This is a genomic window from Lysinibacillus sphaericus (assembly GCF_006864135.1).
Lineage (GTDB): Bacteria > Bacillota > Bacilli > Bacillales_A > Planococcaceae > Lysinibacillus.
Map to the genome: position 1 here is coordinate 1 of NZ_SADV01000038.1, position 21,675 is coordinate 21,675.

The following is a 21,675-nucleotide window of genomic DNA, read 5'->3' on the forward strand; positions in this document are numbered from 1 at the left end:
TTCAAACAGTACTCGACAATCTCAATACGTTCCTCAAAAGTTGTCTTTCTTCCTTCTGTCATAGCTTGACTCATTCCTTTACCGGAATCTTTTATTTCACTATGACTAGTATACTTTTTTACCCACCTTTTTAAAACTTAGGTACTACTAATCTCATATTTCGCTAACACTTCCATCTGTGAATAATTCCGTTGAATGTAGTCCTCCACAGCCGCTAACTTTAACTCTTTTGAATAGAATTTACATGAAGTAGCTTCGTGTAATCCATCACGTCCACTTGCCTCATATTTCATTTTCCAGCTATATAAAGTTTGAGGATTTAATGAAAATCTTTCACACAATTCGTTGATAGAATAGTTACCTTCTTCAAACAATTGAAGGATATGTAGTTTTAACTCGAGTGGATGTTTGCTTCGCCCCATAAAAAATACTCCCCTTAGATAAACAGATTTTATTTTTTAATCTGTCTACCTAATAGGGAGCATATCAATTAATTGAGTACCTGGTCCTTTAATATTATGTTCTCTATTTAAATAACATTCAGAAGAAATTTTTTATAACAAAAAATAAATCTTCTTTAAAGTGGTTATTTTGGTGAAAATAAAAAGCATTGGGAATTAATTGGATTATATGTTACTATCTATGCATGGGAGATTATTTCCAAATAATATATGATAGGAGATATACTTATGAAGAAAACTTTAGCCTTACTGTTTTTCAGCTTGTTCTTTGTTTTTGCTGTAAATATTGATAACACTAAAGCTGCTGAAGCTACGACAGATGCTGAAAAAGAATTCGACTTAACCATTCAAGAAAAGCAAGAGCAAGAAGTAATTTTACCTAACGGAGAAAAAGCTGTTATTGGTATTGAGCCGGTACCTCAAATAGAATCTCGTGTTTCCAATGACTACACAGCTAGTAAAGGAACAAGTACCTGGAGAGTTTATTTTGATGCTGCTACATTAGCTTCTGAATTTTATGCGACGGTTTATGTTCCTAGCTCGGGATATTCTGAAATTAAAGAAATATATGGGGAAAGACCTATTAGAATTCTTTTGGGAACTGTAAAGAGTGAGGATTTCAAATTAGTCAGACAAAAAGAAACTTCAAAATTGCCAGCACATGCATATTATAGAATTACTACAGAGTGGCTAACTGGTGGTGGTATTGGTAATACAGGTTCAAGTAGTCCAACGTTAAAAATAAGTGTTAAAGGAAGTAAAGTAACGACTGAAGCAGTTGGCTTTTGGTTGTGAGGTGATGAATGAATGGGTTTAATACCAGCACTTGGTTTTCTTATTATGTTTGTATTAGTAATAGTAGGTATTGTTTATTTAGTTAAAAAAAATAAACAATAAATTTTAGAGTTAAAAAGACGACTAAAAAGTCGTCTTTTTTCTTCATTAAAATTTCGGCATTACGCCCAAGTTGTATCTTATATTCGGCGTAGTACAACGATGTTTCCGTATCCAAACGGCTAGTAATCGTTTAGTAGTACATTCTCTTCAAAGCATGATCTAATTCATTCAGCCAGTGTTTCCCACCATAAACGACAAAGATTGTTTCGTTTTCTTCTTCATCAAAAACATGAATTCTTTGCGTAATAAGTAAATTTAAACCAAGTTCAGTTCGATCTACTTCATCTAAACTAACTTCCCAATATAAATTAGGGTTTATATTTATAGCATGAGCGCAAAAGATCAACCGTTGATTTGTTAACAACAAACGACCTCCGTCAGATTTGGTTGCACTGTAATACATATTCGCTACACCCGAACGTATAGGAAATTCATTTTTATTCATTTCAATCTCATGGAAAAAGATTTTTTTATTTGTAAGTTTGAATTCATTAGAATCGTAAGTAATTTGTTTTGCTTCGGACGTAATAATATAGCTGCCGCAATACTCACAAACATTTTCTTCTGGATCGAATGTTGCAGCACAGTTTGGACAATTTAAAGCTTTAACCATAGGTTCATCGCTCCTAATTATGTATATAAAAAACACATTCTTTATTAAAGTATACTTTGTATTACCAAATATACCAATAATATAAATAAAAAAGGCTCAGGTGTCATTAATTGACCACCTGAGCTTTAGTGTTATCCGACCACAATGTTTGTGAATTTAGCCAACTTAGCTGTTTTAATTTTACTTGCTCCTGCTTGTGCTACAGCCATTCCAGTAAATGTACCTGTTTTAACACGCCATTTTGCTCCATCCGGCTCAATATAAGCTACCCAACCAAAGCGATGTTTTAATACATCGAAGACATTTTCAGCGTCTTGTTTTGTAGAGTATGTGCCAGTTAAGACGCGATATTTATTGTTATCTGTAATTGGTTTTGGTGCCTGTGTAGCGCCAGCATTCTGAATCATCTTTAAGAACTCGCTCCACGGGATATTACCAGAACGGATCTCTCGAGGGCAGTTCTTGCCGCTATAATAATTGTGCTGGACTACATCATTTATAGTAAGCTTCTCATCCTTCAAAATCTTAGCAATTAATGCTGCAGCATTCTGAAGAGTCTTTTTATAATCGCCATCAGGATTCACACAAATTTCAACATGAATACCTTCTGAATTACCTTTAGATGTTCCTGCAGCCCAACATTTCCATATATGTTCAAAGGACTGCACAGCTTCTTTACAATCAACTTGCCAGTGCCATGAAGCTGAACGACTATTGCCATTCGCTTGTAGTCTTGCATGTGCATCGGCATCGGCACCTGTCCGATAGTTATCTGTACCATGTACAACCACTTTTTTTCTCGCATTACCTTTACCGTTAGTTACTTTTGCTGCCTGGGAATCGAGTACTAATTTTTTACGAATAACAACCATTACTGTTCACCACCCTTTTTTAGAACATCGTATTTAAGAGCCTGCTTACTGTCAGATGTACCAATAGTTGTTGGGTCGATGATAATACCCAATAAAGCTAAAATACTTAAAACTGTCTCTGAGATAGCAGTTACTTGATCGTTATAAATCGTAATATCGACATTAAAAATGCCCGCTATTTGATTAGCGAGCACGATAAGTAATGCGATTAGTGAAACCCAAAATTGTTTGTGTTGCAAGCGTACTTTCCAGTTAATTTTCATAATATAAATCCTCCTATTTTGTTTTAATAATTAAAGCTAATAAAGCTAAAATTACTGATCCAATGATTGTTGTTGATACCCACCAAATTATTTTGTCGATTTTATCTAATCGCTTATGAGCGCTTTTCGTACTTGCTAAAGCTTCCTCTGCAATATCTTTAGCGTTATCGGCGGTTTGACGAATGTCTCTTATATCATCAATCTTTGCCTCGATCCCGCCCAGCCGTTCATATATATTTCTAATCAATTCATCACCCATGCCCTCACCAATCCTTTGCCCTAAAATAAATGCTGTGAGAAGTATCGAGAATCAGTACCACGTACCGTTGCCCATCTCGATTACTCTCACAGCATAAAAAATCCATGTTTTTTTATAAATTTAACTTTATTGTATTTCTTATTTTATATACAATTTATATCTTTTCTTAATTTAATAATCTTTTTAACAACTTCTTTATTTATTGTTTTTTTTTGTTGTCATTTTGCTTAGTTTTTTAATTAAGCTCACTCCAAAAAATCCATTCATAATGTCTGAAATAACATAGTGAAGTGCACAAAAAACAGTCAGAGCAAAAATTAACACTTGTTCCTCATGCGAAAGAGTATATTTTGGTGCAAAAACACCAATCACTAATCCACTTCCTAATGAAGTAATAAAGAAAATTGCCCCAAATGCTTTGTGCGTTTTTTCCACACGTTCCACAACATATGATGGAATTACTAAAGTTGTCTTAATTGCTATCAATCGAGCTAGTATTGGTGTAATTGCAAAATAAGCGATAACAGTTATTACCATAGAGGATAGAATGCTTAATACGAAAATAATTATAACTTTGTTACCTACGATATCTTTTAGGTAATCTACGAAAAATACAAAGCCTATCATTAAAACTGTAAAATATAAAATAACTTCACCAAATACAAACATTAACATCCCCAAATGATAACCAATCCTTCGAATTTTAAGATAAACTTTCGTTTTCCAACCTTCTTTTGGTTCAGATGTAAAAGTTGTCAATGAATCACTTATTAAGAAAACAGTTACTATTAATAAAATTCCTATTAATATTGCGAAACCGAACAATCCTAGTCCTATATTAGTTTCTGTTAATGCTAATAATTGAGCAATCGAAGAAACGATTTTCTCGAAAAAAATAGTAGTTAATACTACAATTGCTAATACTATGAAAAGTAGAATAGTCATAGTTACAGCGAAAACATTATCATTTTTTAAAAACTTTTTCATTTCAATCTACTCATCGTGACGGTCTTTATTGGGTTCCACGCCTCCGTACAATTCTCCCTAATCGCATTGATATAGTTTGTATAATTATATAAATATACCATAATATTCTACATTTTTCACTCTTAATTTATTACACATTATTGGATAATGATTAGTCCAAAAATTGCTCCTATTCATTTATCCATTACAACAATTCCTTTTCTGCATAATAAAAGCCCTCCACCATTATCTGTGGAAAGCAATAAAAAAAGCACACTCTATATTGGACGTGCTTAAATTCAATATCAAATATATTCTTTTGGCGCAAACCTTCATTTGGCGATTACAACATCACTCATCCAGATTTCGTGGACTTAGACCCAAGAATAATAAATGTAGCAGCAGGTATTAGATATACCTATGATGACAAGTTTTATATTTTCCGTGGTGTTGGAGTGAAAAGCAAAGGCTTTGCCCAAATGCTTAACATTTGCAATGATGTTATCAAACACTCATGTTATCGTGGAAATACTTTTTCATTTGGTGATCAAGAAATTTACAATTGTGCAAATCAAACCCGCTCCTGTGGGAATTCTGAAACATGGGTGACGGCTGGGATTAATCATCATTTAACCAACGTTTCTAATGACATTTCCAGTCTTCCCTCGACTTCAGTTGTTCATTTACAAAATGCTTAATTTCCTCCACGCTAAATGAATCTGCGATTTTTTGATATATAATCTTACGAGGCTTACTTAGATATCCCCTTTGTAAGCCTCTGTTTTTTAATACATCCAATGCCTCGTCTTTCCACAATAAACTGCTCAATGCAACAGGATCAACAGTAGGATTAGTCCTCCCTTTTCTCAAGGTTCTTAAATTAATATTTTGTTTATTTTTAGTTACAAGAATAATGCCCCACCATTTTGGAATGATTTGTCGGACCTCTTCTAAATAATTTTTTTGAACTACAATAGACACTCTATCAAAAACTAAATTATAGTCTCTTACTTGACTAGGTAACCTTAATAAATTATCGCTTTCACTTTTTATCTCATATCCGTGTAAGATTCCGTTAATAACAGCCACATCTATTCTAGATTGACCGTGTAATACTCCCATTTCATTAACAATTTTAGTACCAACTTCGTCCGTGTGTAATTTATATAATTCATCTAATAATACTTCTCTAATATCGTTATCCTTTAGCATATTCATTTTAAATGTCACCCTTTTTTTTACTAAGGTATATATTAACATAATGAGAAATTTTTTTGCTCATTCAGATAAAAATTATCCTTTTTAGTCATTAACACTTTTTACAATTTATAAGATATTCACATTAATTACTTGTCATACATTCACATAGACCCTAAAAAATTGTGTTTCTATTAGTTATTCCAACATTTGTTTCAATATGCATTCTTTAATATTTTGATGCGTATGACTTAACCCCATTTTTTTACCTATCCAACGCTTTGATTTGCCATCTAGCATCCAATTCAGAACTTGTACATCTCTGTCATCTGTTATTTTATCAAGAAGCTTTTGAACCTCCAATAACTTCTTTTCATATTCAACTACCCTTTTAATGTTATTTGAACGTCTGATTACTTCCTGCATAATTGGATCGCCTACACCGCCTACTGCTTTTGGTAATGTAGCCTCGATACCATACTGAGCCGTTTTTGCCCCTACAACCATTTCAGCACGCATTTCTTTGATGGCGTTAACCATCCAATGGTAGTCTGTAATCATTGAATCTAATGCACCTGGTGTAATAACTAATGCTCTTTCTTTTAACATAGGTTTGCCCTCCTACGGTGTGGTATAATAATTTTGTTAAGCACCGTCAAAGGGCATAAACCAATTCTTAGCTGTAGCGTCTGAACACTCTGCGGCTTTTTTATGATATAATTTACAGAAAATACATAACGAGGTAATACGATGGACATATTTTCTGGATTATCAATTAGCGGAAGTCTACTATATTTCATACCACCAATGCTATTACTCCCTGCTGTTATGGTAGTATGTGCAGCGATTTATAAAGTCCTATTGGGCAATATTTTGCCACCCAAGATTTATAATTTATTACTTGGACCGATTGCCCTACTCGGATTCTTTATTTGGGCTATTCCGATGGATATGGGATTTTATGAGTTTTTTAGAGCGATGTTTTAATCGCTCTATTTTCGTTTAATACTCATACTGTGCAGCAATTGAATAAATCCATATTTTCAAATATTACCTAATTATGTTACCCTTATATAAGTTATTAACCTATATATTAGGAGTTGTTATGCAATGAAAACACATTCTAAAATTGGATATATCATATTTGTTTTAGGCATCTTTTCGCTTTCAATCGGATTAGCAAGATTAACTGGTTCCCTAGAATACAATAGATTTATTTCAAATAAATCTATTGCAATAATATTCGTTGCTATAGGGCTTTCTGTTGTGTTCATTTCATTCTTTGTAAAACCTCAAAAAGATAAATAACTTTACTGAACATTTTCTTTAAACTAACCACTTTCTGTTTGCCTAATAATCCACCAACCCTAGGTCCAATCCGTCCGGCCATTTCAAGGTCCATAACAATTAAAGCTACATTTGCATGACTGATTAAAAACCTTTTTGCTATTCTATCTATCGACACACCTGCATTCCACAGGCTTATAAATATCTCAATCTGCTTATGTGTAAAATCGAATTTCATGTTTTCGTGAGCTTCGCCAGTAAACAAAATGTACTTCTTAGCTACTTTTCTACCCATTCAATCTCACCTACCCATCAATTGCTTCTCCTTGTTTTTAGTGCATCATGTGTTATCCAACCACCATCAATCTTTGAATACGTTAAAAGCTTCAATTCATGCGGATAACGATATTCAAATAACTTCTTACGCAACTCAAATTGCTGTGTAACCATTCCCTTTATGTCAACCACTTCTGTATGTCCATCTGCATAATGAACTTTAAAATCAAGCGTTATAACCAATCTCACGATATTTCTTGCCGTTCTTTTCAAACTTCGGTAATAGCACGAACCATGGTTGTAATTCAAAGGAGGACACAATGCCTTGTGCTTGTAGATGTTTCAAGTGATCATAATATTTTGCTTCCATTGCTGAATCGAATGTAATTCCGTCAAGTATAACTTTTTTATTGCCGTATTTTGCTTTGCTCATTTTTGCCCTCCTAAACTAACTTTTCCGCGATTGCTTTGATGACATTTGCAGTTACACCATTGCCTGCGATGTGGGAGATTTTGAAGGATAGTGGAGAGTTGTAATCGTTATTTGGAGAGAGTCAAATAAACGATTTTTATTTTAATCTTCTAAAAGTAACATAATAATATGCATGAGAAGGACATGGCATATACATGTCCTTTAAATTACGAGGTGATAATTCAAGTATTGGTATCACTTCTCCTACTCTACTGCATTTTAGACAAATTTGCTGATAAGTTAGGGATTAAAGTTTTTTATTGGCCAGATACCAGCCAGGCATTATTCGCTGAAAACAAACCATTTATTTTCTTAAACGAATCACTTAGCAAGGAGCAACAATGGCAAGAATTTGGTCATGAATTATCACACATCCTATTACATACCGGAGATCAATTCTTTATGTCTCCCCTATTTCGTGAATATCAGGAAAATAAAGCTAACAACTTTATGTATCATTTCTGTATACCCACATTTATGTTAGATGAACTAGATTTATATGATTGCACACCTTCAACTGTTATGCAGCTACAAAAGTTGTTTAACGTTGAATATGAGTTTGCTATAAAAAGACTCTCACAATATATTAACAATAGAATTATGCTGAATTGGAATGCTGTGAGATGATTTAGAAACATGGATAAATTTTTTAATGGGTTATTTCAACACAAAAAAAGAACATATGTTTCAAAAGGGAGTGATCTAGATGGTTCGTAAGAAAATGACAAATACTAAAATAGATAATGTCTATTGGTACAAAATGGACAAGAAGAAGAAATTCGCATATAGATATAAATATTATGACCTCAATGGAGTAAGACGAGAAAAAACAAAACAAGGGTTTGATTCAATCGAAAAAGCTGAACGAGCATTAATTGAATTGAAAGCTACTATATTAGATGGAAATGTTAGTTTCGTAGAAAACGACAATTTGACTGTCGCTCAATTAAATGAAATTTATATTGAAGCTAATAAAGCACTTTTTGGGGCACTCGCGTTTCTTCTCTCCTATCTACCCATATAACATGGAGATATAACAACTCAGAAAACCAGTATAAACGTTGATATATCAACAAAAAACACCCGCATTTTAAACGAGTGTTTCGTAATTTTTTAGGATAACCATTTCGGGGGTGTGTTTTTCTCCCAGTATATATCCCCTAAATTGTTATGTGCCATAAAATCGTCCTCGGCACTATGGTAGTGGAAGTTGTAATAATAACCTTCCTGTGGTCTTTTTTCTGTGCGGACATGGAAGCGAATTAAATCCATCCCTGTTTCATTGCTACTAATATTGAAAATTTTTTCTCCATAGTTGCCACTTGGTTTTTCTGAAATTGTTAACGAAGCTAATGATGAATCGTCTAAGCTAGCTACAGTCATCGCAATGGCTTCCTCCATTTTCGGGAAGATAATGGAATCAAATTCATTGCTAATTTTCGGGCCGATTTTTGTGCCGAATTTTTTATAGGATTGCTCTTTCGCCGCGTCAACGAGCAATGCACTATAGTCGACCGGTTCTTCTTGTATTTCTGTTTCTATCGGAAGAGCAGCTGCTTCTGCAGTGCTTGTCCCAGGTGATGGTCCGATAGAAGCACGATTTGATGGATTTTGATCAAATGCTTCCCATATCTCATGTGTTGGCGTAATTAATCCAAAAGTTAAAAACGCAACCATAATGACGATACTTTTTTGAACCCATTTCTTCATTAATTAACACCTTCTCTTTATGTACAAATTGGTAATTCTATTACTTATATATACGCATAAGCCTATAAAAGGTTTCATATTTCTATAATTCATTGTACAATATTTATGTATAAAGTAAAAACTTCACATCTTGTGAAAACGTTTGTATGACCATCATCCTGTTGTCCCAAACTAATCGGGTATTTGTTGACAGGATGCGGGTTAAATGTGTCGTTTTTTTAAAAGGAGGTACAAAACATGGAAATCGCAATGGGTATTGGTCTTTTATTAATGTTAGGTTACTTATCATCTTTATGCTTCACGAACTAATAATATTATTTTGCAAAGAGCACTATTTAATTCCCACAAAGCCTACTACAACAGTATTCTGTAGGCTTTTTACTTTTTATCAACAATGCATATAAACACTTTAAATAACATTAAATTGGGGCTAATTTTCGGGGCTGAGTTGGGGCTAATTGGGGCTAAATTCAGGACTAATTATTAACGCTTTGGTGGGCATGTTTGTATGAATGATATACCTAGATTGAGGCTACTTGCTTCAATCTTTTTTTGTTGGTCAATTATAAACTTATATAAAAAATAGCACTGCTTGGCACAGTGCTTTTCTAAGGACTCAAAAGCCCTCCACAGATTATTGCGGAAGGCTTTGTACAAGTGCTCTCATGTTAGAAAGTGTTTTTTTATTGAAATTGTTTAGATTTGATCAATTCAATACCTCTTCGAAGATAATCGGCTAAAGGCATTTTTTCGATAATCATATTTGACTCAATTTCTTGTGATTGCCAAGACAGTGAATTGAATTTTTCGTCATATAGTTGCTCTGCCGAAATGTCTTCATCGAATGACTCATCTCTTCCGATATACATAACTGTTTGAATGAATTTTACATCATCAAAAGTTAGACTCATTAGATAATCAAACATCTTCTTTTCAATTTCTCTAAACTTTTTGTTATCATCAGATTTTAAAATTTTTAGTATTCCTTCAATATCTGAAGTACTTATTGAATGATCTTCAGAATCGTATTCTCGTTGTCTTATTTCCGCTAAATCTATTACATGATTTAACATTGAAAGTTTCTGTTCATTAAGTAGCATTTTATTCACCTCCCCTTCATCATACCAACATTCGACAAAAGGGAATGATTTCCTTCTAAAAATGACAATAAAAAATAACGCTAGCTTATGCTGCATCTCCTTCAATCAACAACATGATGATTTAATATATTAAATAAAAAACACCTGCCATAGCAAGTGCTTATTTTATCACTTATCTTTATTCTCATTTTTTCGAGATTCAACTTCTTTACGTCTTTGTTCTTCTTCCAAACGATCTTTATAGATAAGTGGTGCTGATGTTTTCATAAAAAAAGCATGCATACGTTGTTGAGTCTCTATTGATGGTATTGTTTTCAATATATCCCTCCTTTTTCTCTATTCTTTGCCTCTATTTACCTGAGAAGTGTGGATAGTATCACCCACATATTGAATGACCTCATCCCACAACTTTTTTATAGTTTTTGTACCATCTCCCCAAGCTTGTAAAAGCTCCAATGCTTTTTCTGGATTTGACTTAGATAGTTCAGCCAACTTCACAGGTAAATATGCATTCTGACGTACTCGTTCTGGATCAATCGGAAAAAAATTCGTTGTCATAAAATCACTCCTCTATTATATATATTTCTAAAATTTCACAAATATACTACTTGTCCACATAGCAATTTGAATAATTAATGTTTTATACCCCTCAAACACTTTGAGCTTCTGATTCACCAATTACAGTATCATACAAATTCTGTGCATGAATATTAAGAGTTTTTACTTCTTCTGACATTTCCTTGTATAACGGAAATAATGCCATATCAATTAGACGCACTGTATCTCGGATTTCATCAATTGCGCAACACGCCATTCCTGGGTTTTTATCCCAACCGTTATGAGTGATCTCGTCTATTCTGTCCATTAAACGAGCTACAGCACCTTGTACAACCTCTAATTGAATCATCTGTGCAGATAGGATATATGCGTTGCTACTATTATCATGTGCGACTGTTCTTAATGTCTGTTGTGTGTGTTGCATGTAAATTCCCCTTTTCGTGTTATATTTTGTAACTCAATCAAAGTGAGTTGCTCTTTTTTAATAATGATTTGGTTAGAACATACAATGAGTCTAATGCCTTTTTGTTTTTAATCTGTAATACCACTTCGATTATGCGTAGATGATCCTTTGCATTATCACATTTATTGCCTTCTATTAAAGCCTGTAATTTGTTGTTATCCATATAATCACCTCATATTTTTATTAGTTGAAATATGCTCACTGTACTACTATCTATTGGCGACAGCATTTAACAACAGTTGTTTATTGTGGTCAGACATAACACACCATTCTTTAACCGTTACCTTCATGTGTCCTCACTTCCTTTCAATGAAACGTCTTTAAATGCTATTTGTAAGCGCTGGCGCATGTAAGCCACTTCCACATCGGTTAATAACTTGTGGTACTTCATAATGCGCGCTAAACGATGTGTATGCTTGAGAGCATCTTTCACCTGATCTAGCTGCTTCATTTTATTGTGGATGTATTCATTACGCTGTTGAATAGTTTTTGATTGGCCACGTCCACACATTAATATTCTCTCCCCTTTCACCATGTCGGCTATTTCTAGTCCATTCACCGACTAACCTTTGATGGTTTTATTTGAGTTGTAATCTTGCTGTTGATTACATAGTACACTAATAAATTTACTTTGTAAATAATTAAAGTAAATTATTTTATTTACTTTATATAAAATTTGTATACAAGTACACTAAATGGTATACTATTAAGGGAAGGGGGATGATATATATGAAATTAACTACAAGTGAAAAAATAAAAATCATTCTTGGTAGAAAGAATATGACAGTAAAAGAATTAGCGGATAAATTAGGCACTACACGTCAAAATCTACATAACAAAATGACACGTAATAATTTCAGTGAAAGCGACCTAGAAAAAATTTCAGATGCATTGGAAATTAATTATGAAATCAACTTCCTTATGGGAGATGGAGAAAAGATTTAATTAGTAGCATTTAAAAAGGCAAGCCATATATAATGGCTGCCTTTAGTTTTCTTCTTTAAATGGTATATAGGGGTATTTTTCATGGAAAAACGAGATTGGTATTTTTCCACGTTCAACCCAGTAACCTCTCATTTTAAGCTCTTCATTCATAGCCTGTTCGTAGGCATCCACAACCTAGCATTTCCATTACTTCTTTAGAGGTATAAAAATGTTTTTTCATCTCTATTTTTCCTTTCAAGTCCATTAATTGCCTTCTACCAACCAATTTTCAATTGTTTGTCTATGAAATAAAATGCGACCACGAACTTTTTTGTGTGGTATTTCATTTTGACAGACCATTGTATAAATAGTTGTATTGCTTATTTGCAATTCTTCCGCTAATTCATCTACAGACATCGTCATTTTTTTATCAGAATCCACAGTTATATTATTGTCAACTTGTACTGCAGTGGGCTTAATTAATTCAATTTCTAGATCATCCGGTAGCTCTACTAACAATTCTAGCTTTAAGTATTGTTTCATATTCATGCTCCATTCATGTTTTATTAGGATTGCCAAATTTTAAGCTGTATAAAATAAAAAAACACTCTCGACCGATTATGCAGCTGAAAGTGTTTAAATATAAATTACATTGTAGAATTCATAAATCTTTAACGTTAAACGGGTCTGTCAAATCCTTACCAGTATTTCTAACTAAAAAATCATCCAGTTCAATAGTTGTTACTTTCATTCTGCCTAGTTTTAATCCTACAAGTTGGCCACTTTTAATAAGGTCATACACTTTATTTCTATTGCATTTAAGTCTTTTAGCTACTTCTGCAACTTCTAAAAATTCATTCATGAAAGATCACCTCTTTTAAATGTGATTTTGTTAGCAATTTAACAATTAATAGTTAGTAAAAAGTAGACCACCCATCACGGAGTGGTCTTTTAGGTTCTAACCTAAAGTTACTTATTGCAAAATATCTTTAGCGTGCTGATTCTCAGGATTTATTTTAATTATTTCACCAGCCAACTCAATGGCTTCAGTTCTTGTGATTAACTGTTCTGGTATATTATAAAATAATAGCATCCCTTCTTTATAAGTTATATTATTAGGATCTAATTGCATTGCTTTTCTCATATGATTTAAGGCCAAATTGTACGAACCATTAATATGAGAAAATGCTGTACTTAATATAGTAGCTCCTATAGCATGTATTTCTGCACTTTCATCCTCGTTTAACATATTAATAATAAAAAAATATGTTGCTATGTTATCAGTCTCAAAAGCAATCTCCATTAAATCACTTTCTAAATCTTCTAATCTCATTTTATTTGCAATATCTTTAGCTAATTTAAAAACACCGTCTAAAATATTATTTTTGAGCTCATTATTCATTTTTATTTCTTCTCCTTTTAGTAACAACATATTTTTACTATTTAAATTATTTTTTATCATCATGTTTTTCACTTTTTGTTCACTTGCTTTTCTTACCCATGCATCTGATACTTTAATAGTTCCATTTTTCAATTTTGCATATGTTACTTCTATAGTATTTTCACCTATTTTTAAAGTTTTTGAATGAACAGACTTATAAGGACCTTCTTTTCCTTCTTTTAATACTTTAGAGATTATTCGTGCTATTTCATCCCAATCTTTCGAGTTTTTAGCAACTTTATGCCAATCATGTTTATCTTGCAGAATATGATGTACTTTATTTTTATCCAATTTTGCAATTTCGTCTTTTATATCATCAATATCTTCGCCCTGTTCTGTACCTGATTCATCACTAACTTCCTCTGTTACAATTTCCTCTTCTTCAACTTGTGTATCTTCATTAGTAACTTTATCTTTCCATCCGGTTGTAGATTGATCAGAAGGATAAACTTCCTTATCTCCATACTCAAAAGTAAATGAATTCATACCTTTCATTTTCACTTTGCCATCAGCATCTTTTATTTTGTCTGTAGCCGTTTGCTTACCGTAATTCGTTTTAACTTCTTCAGGTTTTGGCGTGTAAGTTGGTACGCTGAAACTTATTGATGTAGCTGATTTAATATAAGCAACATACAAATTAAGCAGTTTATTAACATCACCTTGAGCATCTACAAATCGAGAAATAACATTATTACTAATCCAAACATGACCTGCAGCATCAGCAACTTTGCTGTCATCGTAAATCCCCCCCTGGTGTATACCGGTGTAAGGCAAACTATAAAAACTACCAACCCCAGGAGTAAAAGACGATAAATAAACATTCTCTGTAAAAGCAACAGGATTACTACTTAACTGATGTGACTGAGAATCAACATCTAAAATAAAAGTTCCACCACTACGAATAGTAGAAGTTATTTCATTAAGACCACGTGGCAAAAAAGTAACATCATATACAGCGCCTGGTTTATTAACAGTAGTAATATAAATTCGTTGGTTATAATAACTTGTTTTTTCGTAACTTAATTTAGTAGACGCTACAACACTACTAAAATCAACTAGTTCTTGAGGTTCAATATTCACCCCAACTAAAGGCTTTAATAAACCCGACTCAACAAGCGATTCTTGTGCAATTTCATCAAAAAACGAAAGTATATCTCCATCCAGTGCAGAACTTATAAATTCAATAGCGCCACTGACCAAAAATATCGGTATAAAAAAGTCTAAAAATTTACCCCATCTCGTTGAAGTTAATGTTTTTCTTTCAAGTACCGATTCAACTTTCTTCTCTAAATTCTTCTTATCAGTTTGCGATAAATCTGTTTTTACTTGAGCCCTTTTATCCGGAGCACAATCCTTAATATTATCTTTTTTGCCATCCATACAAACCGCAGAATAGCCCTTATCAGTATTCACACCTTCCAATAATTCTTTTACTAGATATTCCGATACAATTTGATTTGCCATTTCCACAGCTGTATCCTTAACAATATCTTTAGCGACCTTTTTAGCTGTTATAGCAAGTGGCTTAGACACAATATTTGCCTGTGCAACATCGGGTGGCAAAATTAAATTAAAAGCGATTAAAATAGACATAAAAATAAGTGCAACTTTTTTCATTCTTAACTCTCCTTTTTAAAATTAAACATACATCCACACACCAAAATTATTATACATAACCTTAAAAAGGAATATATCCTATACAAAAATACCTCCTTGACAAACACGTCAAATTACTCATTCTTTTTTTTGATTGTGGAAGGCTATTATGTTTTAACAAATGCAAAAAAACCACTCGTCGTGGAGTGGTCTTAACTTATTCTGTGGTCCCTATAATCAAATAACACTACCATTTTTCAAGAGAATATAATACTCTTCTTCTTCAGTAGATAATCTTAATGAATTACTCTCTAACCTATAATCTGTAATTACATCACTAGTATGCTCCCATAGTTTTTCTCCGCTATAAGTAATACATGTAACACCTAACTCACATAAAATAAGAAGAGTAAAGTCAGGTGCTTTAAGAATTTCATAAACAATAGAATCAAATTCCTTCATCCATAACATTTCATAATTCTTTAATTCCACACAATAAACTTTTTCATCAATACTTATCAAAATACAATTTTCTGTTTCAACTTCCTGTAATGATGGTTCAATTCCATGTTGCCCACCAACAATACCAATAAAAATAGAGTCTATTGTATCAGTACCTATTCCATAAAATATCTTTTGGTCTACACAATTATTATTGAGTAGATTGAATTGATTAACTCTAACATATTTTTCAATTTCTGATTTTGACTCGAATTCATAGAGATTATAATTATTGATTATTTTCATCATTTACCTCCATAAAGTTTAACTGTTATTAATTTTTCCCTATCCCATACGGATTCAACTTTTAATACTCCATTTGGACCCGAAAGCAATGATTCTCTGACTATTCTACCATTTTCTTGTGTTTTTAGGATACTTGCAGGATTTTCGAAAGCATCTGATAAATTATCAAGAACAAGCTTTCTACCTGTAGCATCATCAAAAATCCCAATACTATTTAACTGCTTTTCCATAGCAATAGAACGATCAATATTATGCTTATTTCCAGTTGCATTCCCAAAAATGTACTCCAATTTTTTACCGAAATAAGGTATGCCTTCACATGGCTCTGAATCAATATCCATCTCTTCATCTGATATGTTACAACTAGGGTCACTTGGTTTATTATCTTCATCAGGATTATCAACTTTTTCTTCAATAATTTTTCCTGTTTCAGCGTCTTTCCATTTACCATCTGGCGTTTGTATAGCTGCACGATTATCAATATATTTAATTACTGGCTTGTCCCAACCTAGTTTACAAATAGCACTGTCTACTTCTGCAGTACCATCTTTGTTAATAATCATGGCTTTACCATCTACAGATAAAAATGTACTGCCCGATATAGACATTTGTATTTTGCTACCGTTAGGACAACTTAGATACGGTCTAGGTTGAGGTGTGGCCACATCTTTAACGCCACCATTATCTATAAAATCACGCATTTCTCTAAGCTTTTCATTACTTCCACCAGATGGAGGTGGTATATTGTTATTTGAATTTTTTTCCCTGACATATACGGTTACATTTATAAAAGATAAAGCAGATATCATACCAGAAACTGTACGAGGACTTCTAAGTTTTTCACCCAAAGCTTCAATTTCCGAACGACTTGAATCAACTTTAGGACCTGTTGGTATATCCAACCTTCCATAATACAAAGTGTGCTGATAACTACTCATATACCAAGTATCTAGACCCGGACGAAGATAAGTAGCAGTAACAGTCTTATTGCTATATGGCACTTCCGCAACAATCTCATAACCATCTCGTGCATTTAAAATAGGATTAATATAAGATCCATTATTTTCAACAGTTACATACAAATACGGCGAATAATAACTGTCATAATCAACATCATTTTTTTGAGTCTCTTCATAACCACCAAAAAGCTTACCGAACCAATCACCAACCGTTAACAAATAACCCGCGGGCTTTGCTATCATTTCTTTAAATCGATCATATGTCCAAGGTTCACTATCCCAGTTTTGCTCGTTCCACCAAAATTTTCCGTAATCCCTTATTTGATCAATTGACTTTCCAACTAAATCTTTATTTTCCGTATACTGCCCAGTCACAAATGTTGTTTCTTCAACGATTGTTTCATACATCGCCTCGCCATATCCCTTGTACTCAAGCAGTTCACTATGGTCATAAGGCTCATTTGCTGCTAAGGATAGTGACGGCAAAATTAAAGAACATACTAAAAAAAATATAATGACTAAAGGTAACTTCCGCATGATTCCCTCCTAGAAAATATGATTACATATCAAAAATACCATATTAATACTAATCAAGGAATACATTCTAACTAAAACACTTTAGTCTATATAATTCAAATTACTTAATTTATCGCGGAAAGCCATCACGTTCTTTCAACCAATTGTAGAAAGGCACAGGACGTTCTTTAAATGGAGTTGCTTCTATAGAAGAAGATTTATTCGACTTGCTGCTTAATCGCTCTACAGCCTTGTCATATGCCCCTACAAATACAGCTCTTAATGTACTAGCAACTGTAAGTACACCTTCTTTAATATCCATAGCAATTTTGAATAGGACATTCTTAGCTTTTATGAAGTCAGTTGTACTTTGAATTTGAGTAGCTAATACAACTTTGTGTAATTCATCCTTTAAGTTATCTGTTAATGGCAGCGAGTGCATGAAATCAAACAGCATCACTTGGTACTCGTTCATGTATTCTTTTTTCTCTTCAGCTTGCAAAGCCAATTCATTTTCTAAATCACATAAATTATTATTTGCTTGTTTAGAACTTAATAGATTAAAAGATTTAGATGCTTGGTTTTCAAATTGTGGACGGCAAACCGCGTCATTACTAGCTTTATCGACTGTCTCTCGATGTTTCACGCTCGATGTATCACTGTAAGGTAAAATCTTATAAATGCTTGCTCCTTTGATACCATTAAGCTTTGTTTGTTTTACTTTTTCAATAATGTTTAACTCAACAAGCTTTTTGATCGCGCGCATTACTGTACTACGAGAAGTGCCAGTTGCTTCAGCAATCGTTTCAGCTTTTAGATGTGAAGCTCCTGGATACATTAATGAACGTTGTGAAAGTGCAATAACGATGGCACGTTCTGATTCTGTTAGGTCATAATAATGTGCCGCTATATGGTCCTCCACACTCTTATCCATATCTGCTATTGATTCAAATGTTTTGTAAGTTGCTAAATATTCAAATGCCATCGTTTTCATCTCATTTCCATTCCACTTTCTACTACTTAAATGCCTTACGTAAATTTTCACGAATCTGTTTTACTTCTAATTCTGTAAGCAGACTATGATACCTCATAATCCACTTCAATCGATTCTGATACTTATGGACATCTGTAATTGCGTCCTGTTGTTTCATTTTCGCTTGAATGTATTTTTGACGTTGTTGAATTGTTTTCAATTTGTTCACCTCAATTCTAACGAAATATCAATATATCGTTATGTTGTTATTTACATATTAATATCGGAATATCGATATGTCAATAAAATACTTCACGAAATATCGATATGTTGTTATAATGGTATTAAGGGATATAATCTTAGGAGGAGGTGTAAGGTTGTGGAGTTGTATATAAAGTTAAAAGAGGTTTTAGTCGAACGAGGTATTACACAAAAGCAACTTGCAGAACAATCAGGGATACGTGCTAATGCAATTAGTGAAATGGTCAATAACCAAAGACAGACTATCAATAAAGATCAGCTTGCAAAAGTCTGTGAGGTTCTAGAGATTGAACGAGTAGAGGATATGCTTGAATTTAGGAAATAAATTTTGAAAGACAGATAACTAATCGCAGTTGTCTGTTTTTTTGTATGTACTTTTCCCTCCAAATTTCCTAGAATGGTAATATAGAGGGAGGATTTTATATATGAACAAAAAATTAATTTTTAGCGCGGCATTATTATTAAGTTTAGGATTGGCTGGTTGTGGAGCAGATTCAGCAAAGGAAGATAAACCTAAAGAGGAAACAAAAACAACTGCTTCTACTGATAAAACAACAGATAAAGAAGCCAAAAGTGACGATGTTTATTTTAAAGATAATGAAGTAAAAATCGAAGAAGTAAAAATAAACATTACTGAAACTAAAGTTATTCCAGTTGGCGAGAAAGGTAATGAATATGGTGAAAAACCAGTTTTCGCAATCTGGTATAGTACAACAAACTTAAGTGACAAAGACATTAATCCTATATCAGCGTGGGGAGCTGTATTCACAGCAATTCAAGATAATAATGCAAATGCAATAAACGAATTAGAAGTAGGTATGTTACCAGATGAGCGATTTTTAGATACACAATTAGAAACAATTAAAAAAGGTGGTACTGTCGAAGATGCTATCGCTTATGAGTTAGATGATTTAGAAACACCAGTTACATTAGTAGCGAATCAAGGTATTGGTGGTAAAGAATTAGGTAAGCAAGATTATCAAATTAAATAATAAAAACAAACTTAGTCACTCAATTGAGTGGCTTTTTTTATTAAAAATAACAAATTTTTATTATGGTAAATAAGTCCCTCATTGTTTAAAGTTGTTTTTATAGGTTTTTTTAGTAAATTGCCTTATATAATCTTAAAGGAGGATACATAAGTGGTTAATTTGTTTAAAAAAAGTTTTATTTATTTAGCATTAATTTTGCTAGTACTTGTTAATTTTAGTACCGAAAGTGCTCATGCAGAAGAAGGTTATACCGAAAATTTAATACCCATAATGACTTCAGATGAATCAGAGTTTGGTAAAGCTTCTTCTTCTTCTGATAGTTGGGATAATAGAAATACACCAGGTTGGAAAGCATTTGATGGAGTATTCAACTATTCCGATGGCTCAACGTACTCTGCTTGGGGCACTTCTGAAAAATCAGGTTGGCTAGCCTATGAGTTCAAAAGTCCAAAGGCAATCAGTAAATATGTAATGCATAATAAGGGAAACGGGGCAGAAGGATTTCCAAGTACTTGGACATTTGAGGCTTGGGATGGTTCTAATTGGATTGTATTAGATTCTCATAGCAATGTAACAGTTAACGATTGGAAAAAAAACCCAGAACAAAGTTTCACTTTCGAAAATACTAATTATTATAACAAGTATAGAGTTAACGTTACACTTACTAACAGTACACGTAATGCAGTCAATACCGCAATATGCGAACTTCAAATGATGGAAAAGCTATCAATACCTTCTAAACCTGAAACAATTTCATTAGACAAAAATAATCTTGAATTACTTGAAGGTAGCTCAGAAAAGCTAACTGCCACAGTGACACCAGATAACGCAAAAGTAATTTGGTCATCAAGTAATGAATCAATTGCCACTGTAGATCAAGATGGTAATGTAACGGCTCTTCGTGAAGGTGAAGCAATAATTACTGCAAAATTAGAAAATACAGATATTGCAGCAAATAGCACAGTGATTGTTAAAAAACTAAGCACTGAATCTTCAAATGCGATTTTAAGCATTACATTAGTAAACGGCATAACAAAAGAGTATGACGTTACCAATAAAGTATTAAATGACTATTTGAAATGGTTTGATAGTGCACAAGGTACATCAACATTCAAATTCACAAAAACTATTTCACCTTATAAAAAAGTAACTGAATATATCGTACATGATAAAATTGCTTCATTTGAAGTAAGAGAATACTAAACACAAAAAGACTAGGTACTCAATTTAAAGAGCTCCTGGTCTTTATTTTGGTGACTGATTAATAATTTTTCAACCTGTGTTTTAAGTGCCATATTAGCATAAGTAAACACTTGGTCCTCGCCCGCTGTGGCAATAATTAAATCACTAAAGTATTCATCGACCTTTACCCACTTCATGACTCTTATTTTATCTTTGACCAACAGCCTTTTAGAGTTGTAACATTCTTGAGATATGTCGTCTAAAAGCTTATCAAGGATTGGCAAATACACTTTGCTCAATTTAAGGTTTTCAATCACTTTATAATCACGCTGTAACGACTGAACAGCCATATCATAAACCACATATTTGTGCATTAGTCGCCTTTGTTCAAAGTTAATCATACAACCTCTCGCTCCTTGTGGAAGACTGGAACAACTGCCAATACACTATCAATCATAAATGTACGCTTGGCTTGCCTTGTAAAACAATATGCTTGAAATGAATCACCAACAATCTTAATGATTTTGATACGTCTTTTCGATACTTCACCCGACTTAGCCAAATACATCATATTCACAAATTGATTGTGTTGCATTGCTTTAATCAGTTGTTCTTTCATCCTCTACACTCCTCAAAATAAGAACGTTTGTTTGTAATTATATTAGAACAGATGTTTGTGTTTTGGCAAGA

Annotated in this window: 35 protein-coding genes; 9 read left to right on the forward strand and 26 right to left on the reverse strand. The window is 33.1% G+C overall.

All coding sequences use genetic code 11. From position 1 onward, the window contains the following. Positions 1-137 precede the first annotated feature (137 nt). Positions 138-422 carry a helix-turn-helix domain-containing protein gene (locus tag C7Y47_RS23385; protein ID WP_142510407.1) on the reverse strand — a complete coding sequence of 95 codons (285 nt, stop codon included), beginning with the start codon at positions 420-422 and terminating at the stop codon, positions 138-140. A 267-nt stretch (positions 423-689) separates the two neighbouring features. Here C7Y47_RS23385 and C7Y47_RS23390 point away from each other — a divergent pair, with 267 nt between their 5' ends. Then, the gene (locus C7Y47_RS23390) at positions 690-1,256 is read left to right on the forward strand and encodes a DUF5626 family protein (RefSeq protein ID WP_142510938.1); all 567 of its coding nucleotides are present in this window, start codon (positions 690-692) and stop codon (positions 1,254-1,256) included. Positions 1,257-1,488: 232 nt separating this feature from the next. Here the strand turns inward: C7Y47_RS23390 and C7Y47_RS23395 are convergent, their stop codons facing one another. The 5 genes from C7Y47_RS23395 to C7Y47_RS23415 all read right to left on the reverse strand — a co-directional run bounded on the left by C7Y47_RS23395 (position 1,489) and on the right by C7Y47_RS23415 (position 4,352). After that, positions 1,489-1,971, reverse strand: coding sequence for a PH domain-containing protein (locus tag C7Y47_RS23395; RefSeq protein WP_142510939.1), 483 nt, complete (start codon positions 1,969-1,971; stop codon positions 1,489-1,491). Between the two features lie 131 nt (positions 1,972-2,102). Next, the gene (locus C7Y47_RS23400) at positions 2,103-2,843 is read right to left on the reverse strand and encodes an N-acetylmuramoyl-L-alanine amidase (RefSeq protein WP_142510940.1); all 741 of its coding nucleotides are present in this window, start codon (positions 2,841-2,843) and stop codon (positions 2,103-2,105) included. After that, a complete protein-coding gene (locus C7Y47_RS23405) occupies positions 2,843-3,106 on the reverse strand; it encodes a phage holin (RefSeq protein ID WP_142510941.1) in 264 nt (87 codons plus the stop codon). Before C7Y47_RS23405 ends, C7Y47_RS23400 begins: the two co-directional genes overlap by 1 nt. A gap of 13 nt (positions 3,107-3,119) precedes the next feature. Further along, a complete protein-coding gene (locus C7Y47_RS23410; RefSeq protein WP_142510942.1) occupies positions 3,120-3,365 on the reverse strand; it encodes a hemolysin XhlA family protein in 246 nt (81 codons plus the stop codon). A 195-nt stretch (positions 3,366-3,560) separates the two neighbouring features. Then, a complete protein-coding gene (locus C7Y47_RS23415) occupies positions 3,561-4,352 on the reverse strand; it encodes a hypothetical protein (RefSeq protein WP_142510943.1) in 792 nt (263 codons plus the stop codon). 290 nt (positions 4,353-4,642) lie between these two features. Here C7Y47_RS23415 and C7Y47_RS26205 point away from each other — a divergent pair, with 290 nt between their 5' ends. After that, positions 4,643-5,029 (forward strand): beta family protein, encoded by a 387-nt coding sequence (locus C7Y47_RS26205; RefSeq protein ID WP_366151288.1) that lies wholly within the window; start codon positions 4,643-4,645, stop codon positions 5,027-5,029. Here C7Y47_RS26205 and C7Y47_RS23425 read toward each other — a convergent pair. Together C7Y47_RS23425 and C7Y47_RS23430 are read right to left on the reverse strand one after the other, a co-directional pair. Then, a complete protein-coding gene (locus C7Y47_RS23425; RefSeq protein ID WP_142510944.1) occupies positions 4,974-5,549 on the reverse strand; it encodes a sce7726 family protein in 576 nt (191 codons plus the stop codon). The genes C7Y47_RS26205 and C7Y47_RS23425 overlap by 56 nt on opposite strands. Positions 5,550-5,726: 177 nt before the next feature. Beyond that, a complete protein-coding gene (locus tag C7Y47_RS23430) occupies positions 5,727-6,137 on the reverse strand; it encodes a hypothetical protein (RefSeq protein WP_142510945.1) in 411 nt (136 codons plus the stop codon). Positions 6,138-6,278: 141 nt separating this feature from the next. Between C7Y47_RS23430 and C7Y47_RS23435 the strand changes: the two genes are divergently transcribed. Then, entirely contained in the window at positions 6,279-6,515 is a 237-nt protein-coding gene (locus C7Y47_RS23435; RefSeq protein WP_142510946.1) for a hypothetical protein, read from the forward strand. A 283-nt stretch (positions 6,516-6,798) separates the two neighbouring features. Here C7Y47_RS23435 and C7Y47_RS23445 read toward each other — a convergent pair whose 3' ends face one another. The 3 genes from C7Y47_RS23445 to C7Y47_RS26345 are packed head-to-tail and all read right to left on the reverse strand — an operon-like array spanning position 6,799 to position 7,524. Next, positions 6,799-7,110: a hypothetical protein gene (locus C7Y47_RS23445; protein WP_142510948.1), complete on the reverse strand. Its 312-nt coding sequence runs from the start codon at positions 7,108-7,110 to the stop codon at positions 6,799-6,801. Positions 7,111-7,127: 17 nt separating this feature from the next. Further along, the gene (locus tag C7Y47_RS26340) at positions 7,128-7,340 is read right to left on the reverse strand and encodes a DUF1064 domain-containing protein (protein ID WP_436970135.1); all 213 of its coding nucleotides are present in this window, start codon (positions 7,338-7,340) and stop codon (positions 7,128-7,130) included. Next, on the reverse strand, positions 7,318-7,524 hold the full coding sequence (locus tag C7Y47_RS26345; RefSeq protein WP_436970136.1) for a DUF1064 domain-containing protein: 207 nt from the start codon (positions 7,522-7,524) through the stop codon (positions 7,318-7,320). Before C7Y47_RS26345 ends, C7Y47_RS26340 begins: the two co-directional genes overlap by 23 nt. A gap of 183 nt (positions 7,525-7,707) precedes the next feature. Between C7Y47_RS26345 and C7Y47_RS23455 the strand changes: the two genes are divergently transcribed. Beyond that, on the forward strand, positions 7,708-8,190 hold the full coding sequence (locus tag C7Y47_RS23455) for an ImmA/IrrE family metallo-endopeptidase (protein WP_185903584.1): 483 nt from the start codon (positions 7,708-7,710) through the stop codon (positions 8,188-8,190). A 79-nt stretch (positions 8,191-8,269) separates the two neighbouring features. After that, entirely contained in the window at positions 8,270-8,587 is a 318-nt protein-coding gene (locus C7Y47_RS23460) for an Arm DNA-binding domain-containing protein (RefSeq protein WP_142510950.1), read from the forward strand. A gap of 89 nt (positions 8,588-8,676) precedes the next feature. On the opposite strand, the gene C7Y47_RS23465 is transcribed toward C7Y47_RS23460, so the two are convergent. From C7Y47_RS23465 to C7Y47_RS23485, 6 genes are all read right to left on the reverse strand, one after another. Next, on the reverse strand, positions 8,677-9,273 hold the full coding sequence (locus tag C7Y47_RS23465) for a YpjP family protein (RefSeq protein WP_142510951.1): 597 nt from the start codon (positions 9,271-9,273) through the stop codon (positions 8,677-8,679). 683 nt (positions 9,274-9,956) lie between these two features. Beyond that, complete coding sequence (locus C7Y47_RS23470; protein WP_185903585.1) at positions 9,957-10,373, reverse strand: DUF3775 domain-containing protein; 417 nt, start codon at positions 10,371-10,373, stop codon at positions 9,957-9,959. A gap of 168 nt (positions 10,374-10,541) precedes the next feature. Then, positions 10,542-10,691: a hypothetical protein gene (locus C7Y47_RS25150; protein ID WP_185903590.1), complete on the reverse strand. Its 150-nt coding sequence runs from the start codon at positions 10,689-10,691 to the stop codon at positions 10,542-10,544. An 18-nt stretch (positions 10,692-10,709) separates the two neighbouring features. Beyond that, positions 10,710-10,931, reverse strand: coding sequence for a hypothetical protein (locus C7Y47_RS23475; protein ID WP_142510953.1), 222 nt, complete (start codon positions 10,929-10,931; stop codon positions 10,710-10,712). A 91-nt stretch (positions 10,932-11,022) separates the two neighbouring features. Continuing rightward, positions 11,023-11,355, reverse strand: coding sequence for a hypothetical protein (locus C7Y47_RS23480; RefSeq protein ID WP_142510954.1), 333 nt, complete (start codon positions 11,353-11,355; stop codon positions 11,023-11,025). 325 nt (positions 11,356-11,680) lie between these two features. After that, on the reverse strand, positions 11,681-11,905 hold the full coding sequence (locus tag C7Y47_RS23485) for a hypothetical protein (protein ID WP_142510955.1): 225 nt from the start codon (positions 11,903-11,905) through the stop codon (positions 11,681-11,683). A gap of 218 nt (positions 11,906-12,123) precedes the next feature. Between C7Y47_RS23485 and C7Y47_RS23490 the strand changes: the two genes are divergently transcribed. Continuing rightward, positions 12,124-12,339 (forward strand): helix-turn-helix domain-containing protein, encoded by a 216-nt coding sequence (locus tag C7Y47_RS23490; RefSeq protein ID WP_142510956.1) that lies wholly within the window; start codon positions 12,124-12,126, stop codon positions 12,337-12,339. 243 nt (positions 12,340-12,582) lie between these two features. On the opposite strand, the gene C7Y47_RS25935 is transcribed toward C7Y47_RS23490, so the two are convergent. The 7 genes from C7Y47_RS25935 to C7Y47_RS25155 form a co-directional block, all read right to left on the reverse strand. Beyond that, positions 12,583-12,861 (reverse strand): helix-turn-helix domain-containing protein, encoded by a 279-nt coding sequence (locus tag C7Y47_RS25935; protein ID WP_255505311.1) that lies wholly within the window; start codon positions 12,859-12,861, stop codon positions 12,583-12,585. A 118-nt stretch (positions 12,862-12,979) separates the two neighbouring features. Beyond that, complete coding sequence (locus tag C7Y47_RS23500) at positions 12,980-13,180, reverse strand: helix-turn-helix domain-containing protein (protein ID WP_142510957.1); 201 nt, start codon at positions 13,178-13,180, stop codon at positions 12,980-12,982. 111 nt (positions 13,181-13,291) lie between these two features. Then, positions 13,292-15,376, reverse strand: a complete 2,085-nt coding sequence (locus C7Y47_RS23505; protein WP_142510958.1) for a polymorphic toxin type 35 domain-containing protein — start codon at positions 15,374-15,376, stop codon at positions 13,292-13,294. Between the two features lie 216 nt (positions 15,377-15,592). Further along, on the reverse strand, positions 15,593-16,105 hold the full coding sequence (locus tag C7Y47_RS23510; protein ID WP_142510959.1) for a hypothetical protein: 513 nt from the start codon (positions 16,103-16,105) through the stop codon (positions 15,593-15,595). Then, positions 16,102-17,598 (reverse strand): hypothetical protein, encoded by a 1,497-nt coding sequence (locus tag C7Y47_RS23515; protein ID WP_142510960.1) that lies wholly within the window; start codon positions 17,596-17,598, stop codon positions 16,102-16,104. The genes C7Y47_RS23510 and C7Y47_RS23515 overlap by 4 nt, the downstream gene beginning before the upstream one ends. Positions 17,599-17,707: 109 nt before the next feature. Beyond that, positions 17,708-18,562 carry a helix-turn-helix transcriptional regulator gene (locus C7Y47_RS23520; RefSeq protein ID WP_142510961.1) on the reverse strand — a complete coding sequence of 285 codons (855 nt, stop codon included), beginning with the start codon at positions 18,560-18,562 and terminating at the stop codon, positions 17,708-17,710. Positions 18,563-18,593: 31 nt separating this feature from the next. After that, positions 18,594-18,770, reverse strand: a complete 177-nt coding sequence (locus tag C7Y47_RS25155) for a hypothetical protein (protein ID WP_185903591.1) — start codon at positions 18,768-18,770, stop codon at positions 18,594-18,596. A gap of 159 nt (positions 18,771-18,929) precedes the next feature. Here C7Y47_RS25155 and C7Y47_RS25275 point away from each other — a divergent pair, with 159 nt between their 5' ends. The 3 genes from C7Y47_RS25275 to C7Y47_RS23535 all read left to right on the forward strand — a co-directional run bounded on the left by C7Y47_RS25275 (position 18,930) and on the right by C7Y47_RS23535 (position 21,006). Then, on the forward strand, positions 18,930-19,136 hold the full coding sequence (locus tag C7Y47_RS25275) for a helix-turn-helix domain-containing protein (RefSeq protein ID WP_221887684.1): 207 nt from the start codon (positions 18,930-18,932) through the stop codon (positions 19,134-19,136). Between the two features lie 100 nt (positions 19,137-19,236). Next, entirely contained in the window at positions 19,237-19,803 is a 567-nt protein-coding gene (locus C7Y47_RS23530; protein ID WP_142510962.1) for a DUF5067 domain-containing protein, read from the forward strand. A 150-nt stretch (positions 19,804-19,953) separates the two neighbouring features. After that, complete coding sequence (locus C7Y47_RS23535) at positions 19,954-21,006, forward strand: Ig-like domain-containing protein (protein WP_142510963.1); 1,053 nt, start codon at positions 19,954-19,956, stop codon at positions 21,004-21,006. An 11-nt stretch (positions 21,007-21,017) separates the two neighbouring features. Here C7Y47_RS23535 and C7Y47_RS23540 read toward each other — a convergent pair whose 3' ends face one another. Both C7Y47_RS23540 and C7Y47_RS23545 read right to left on the reverse strand, forming a co-directional pair. After that, entirely contained in the window at positions 21,018-21,386 is a 369-nt protein-coding gene (locus C7Y47_RS23540; protein WP_185903586.1) for an aconitate hydratase, read from the reverse strand. Further along, on the reverse strand, positions 21,383-21,604 hold the full coding sequence (locus tag C7Y47_RS23545; RefSeq protein WP_142510964.1) for a WYL domain-containing protein: 222 nt from the start codon (positions 21,602-21,604) through the stop codon (positions 21,383-21,385). The genes C7Y47_RS23540 and C7Y47_RS23545 overlap by 4 nt, the downstream gene beginning before the upstream one ends. Between the last annotated feature and the right edge of the window lie 71 nt (positions 21,605-21,675).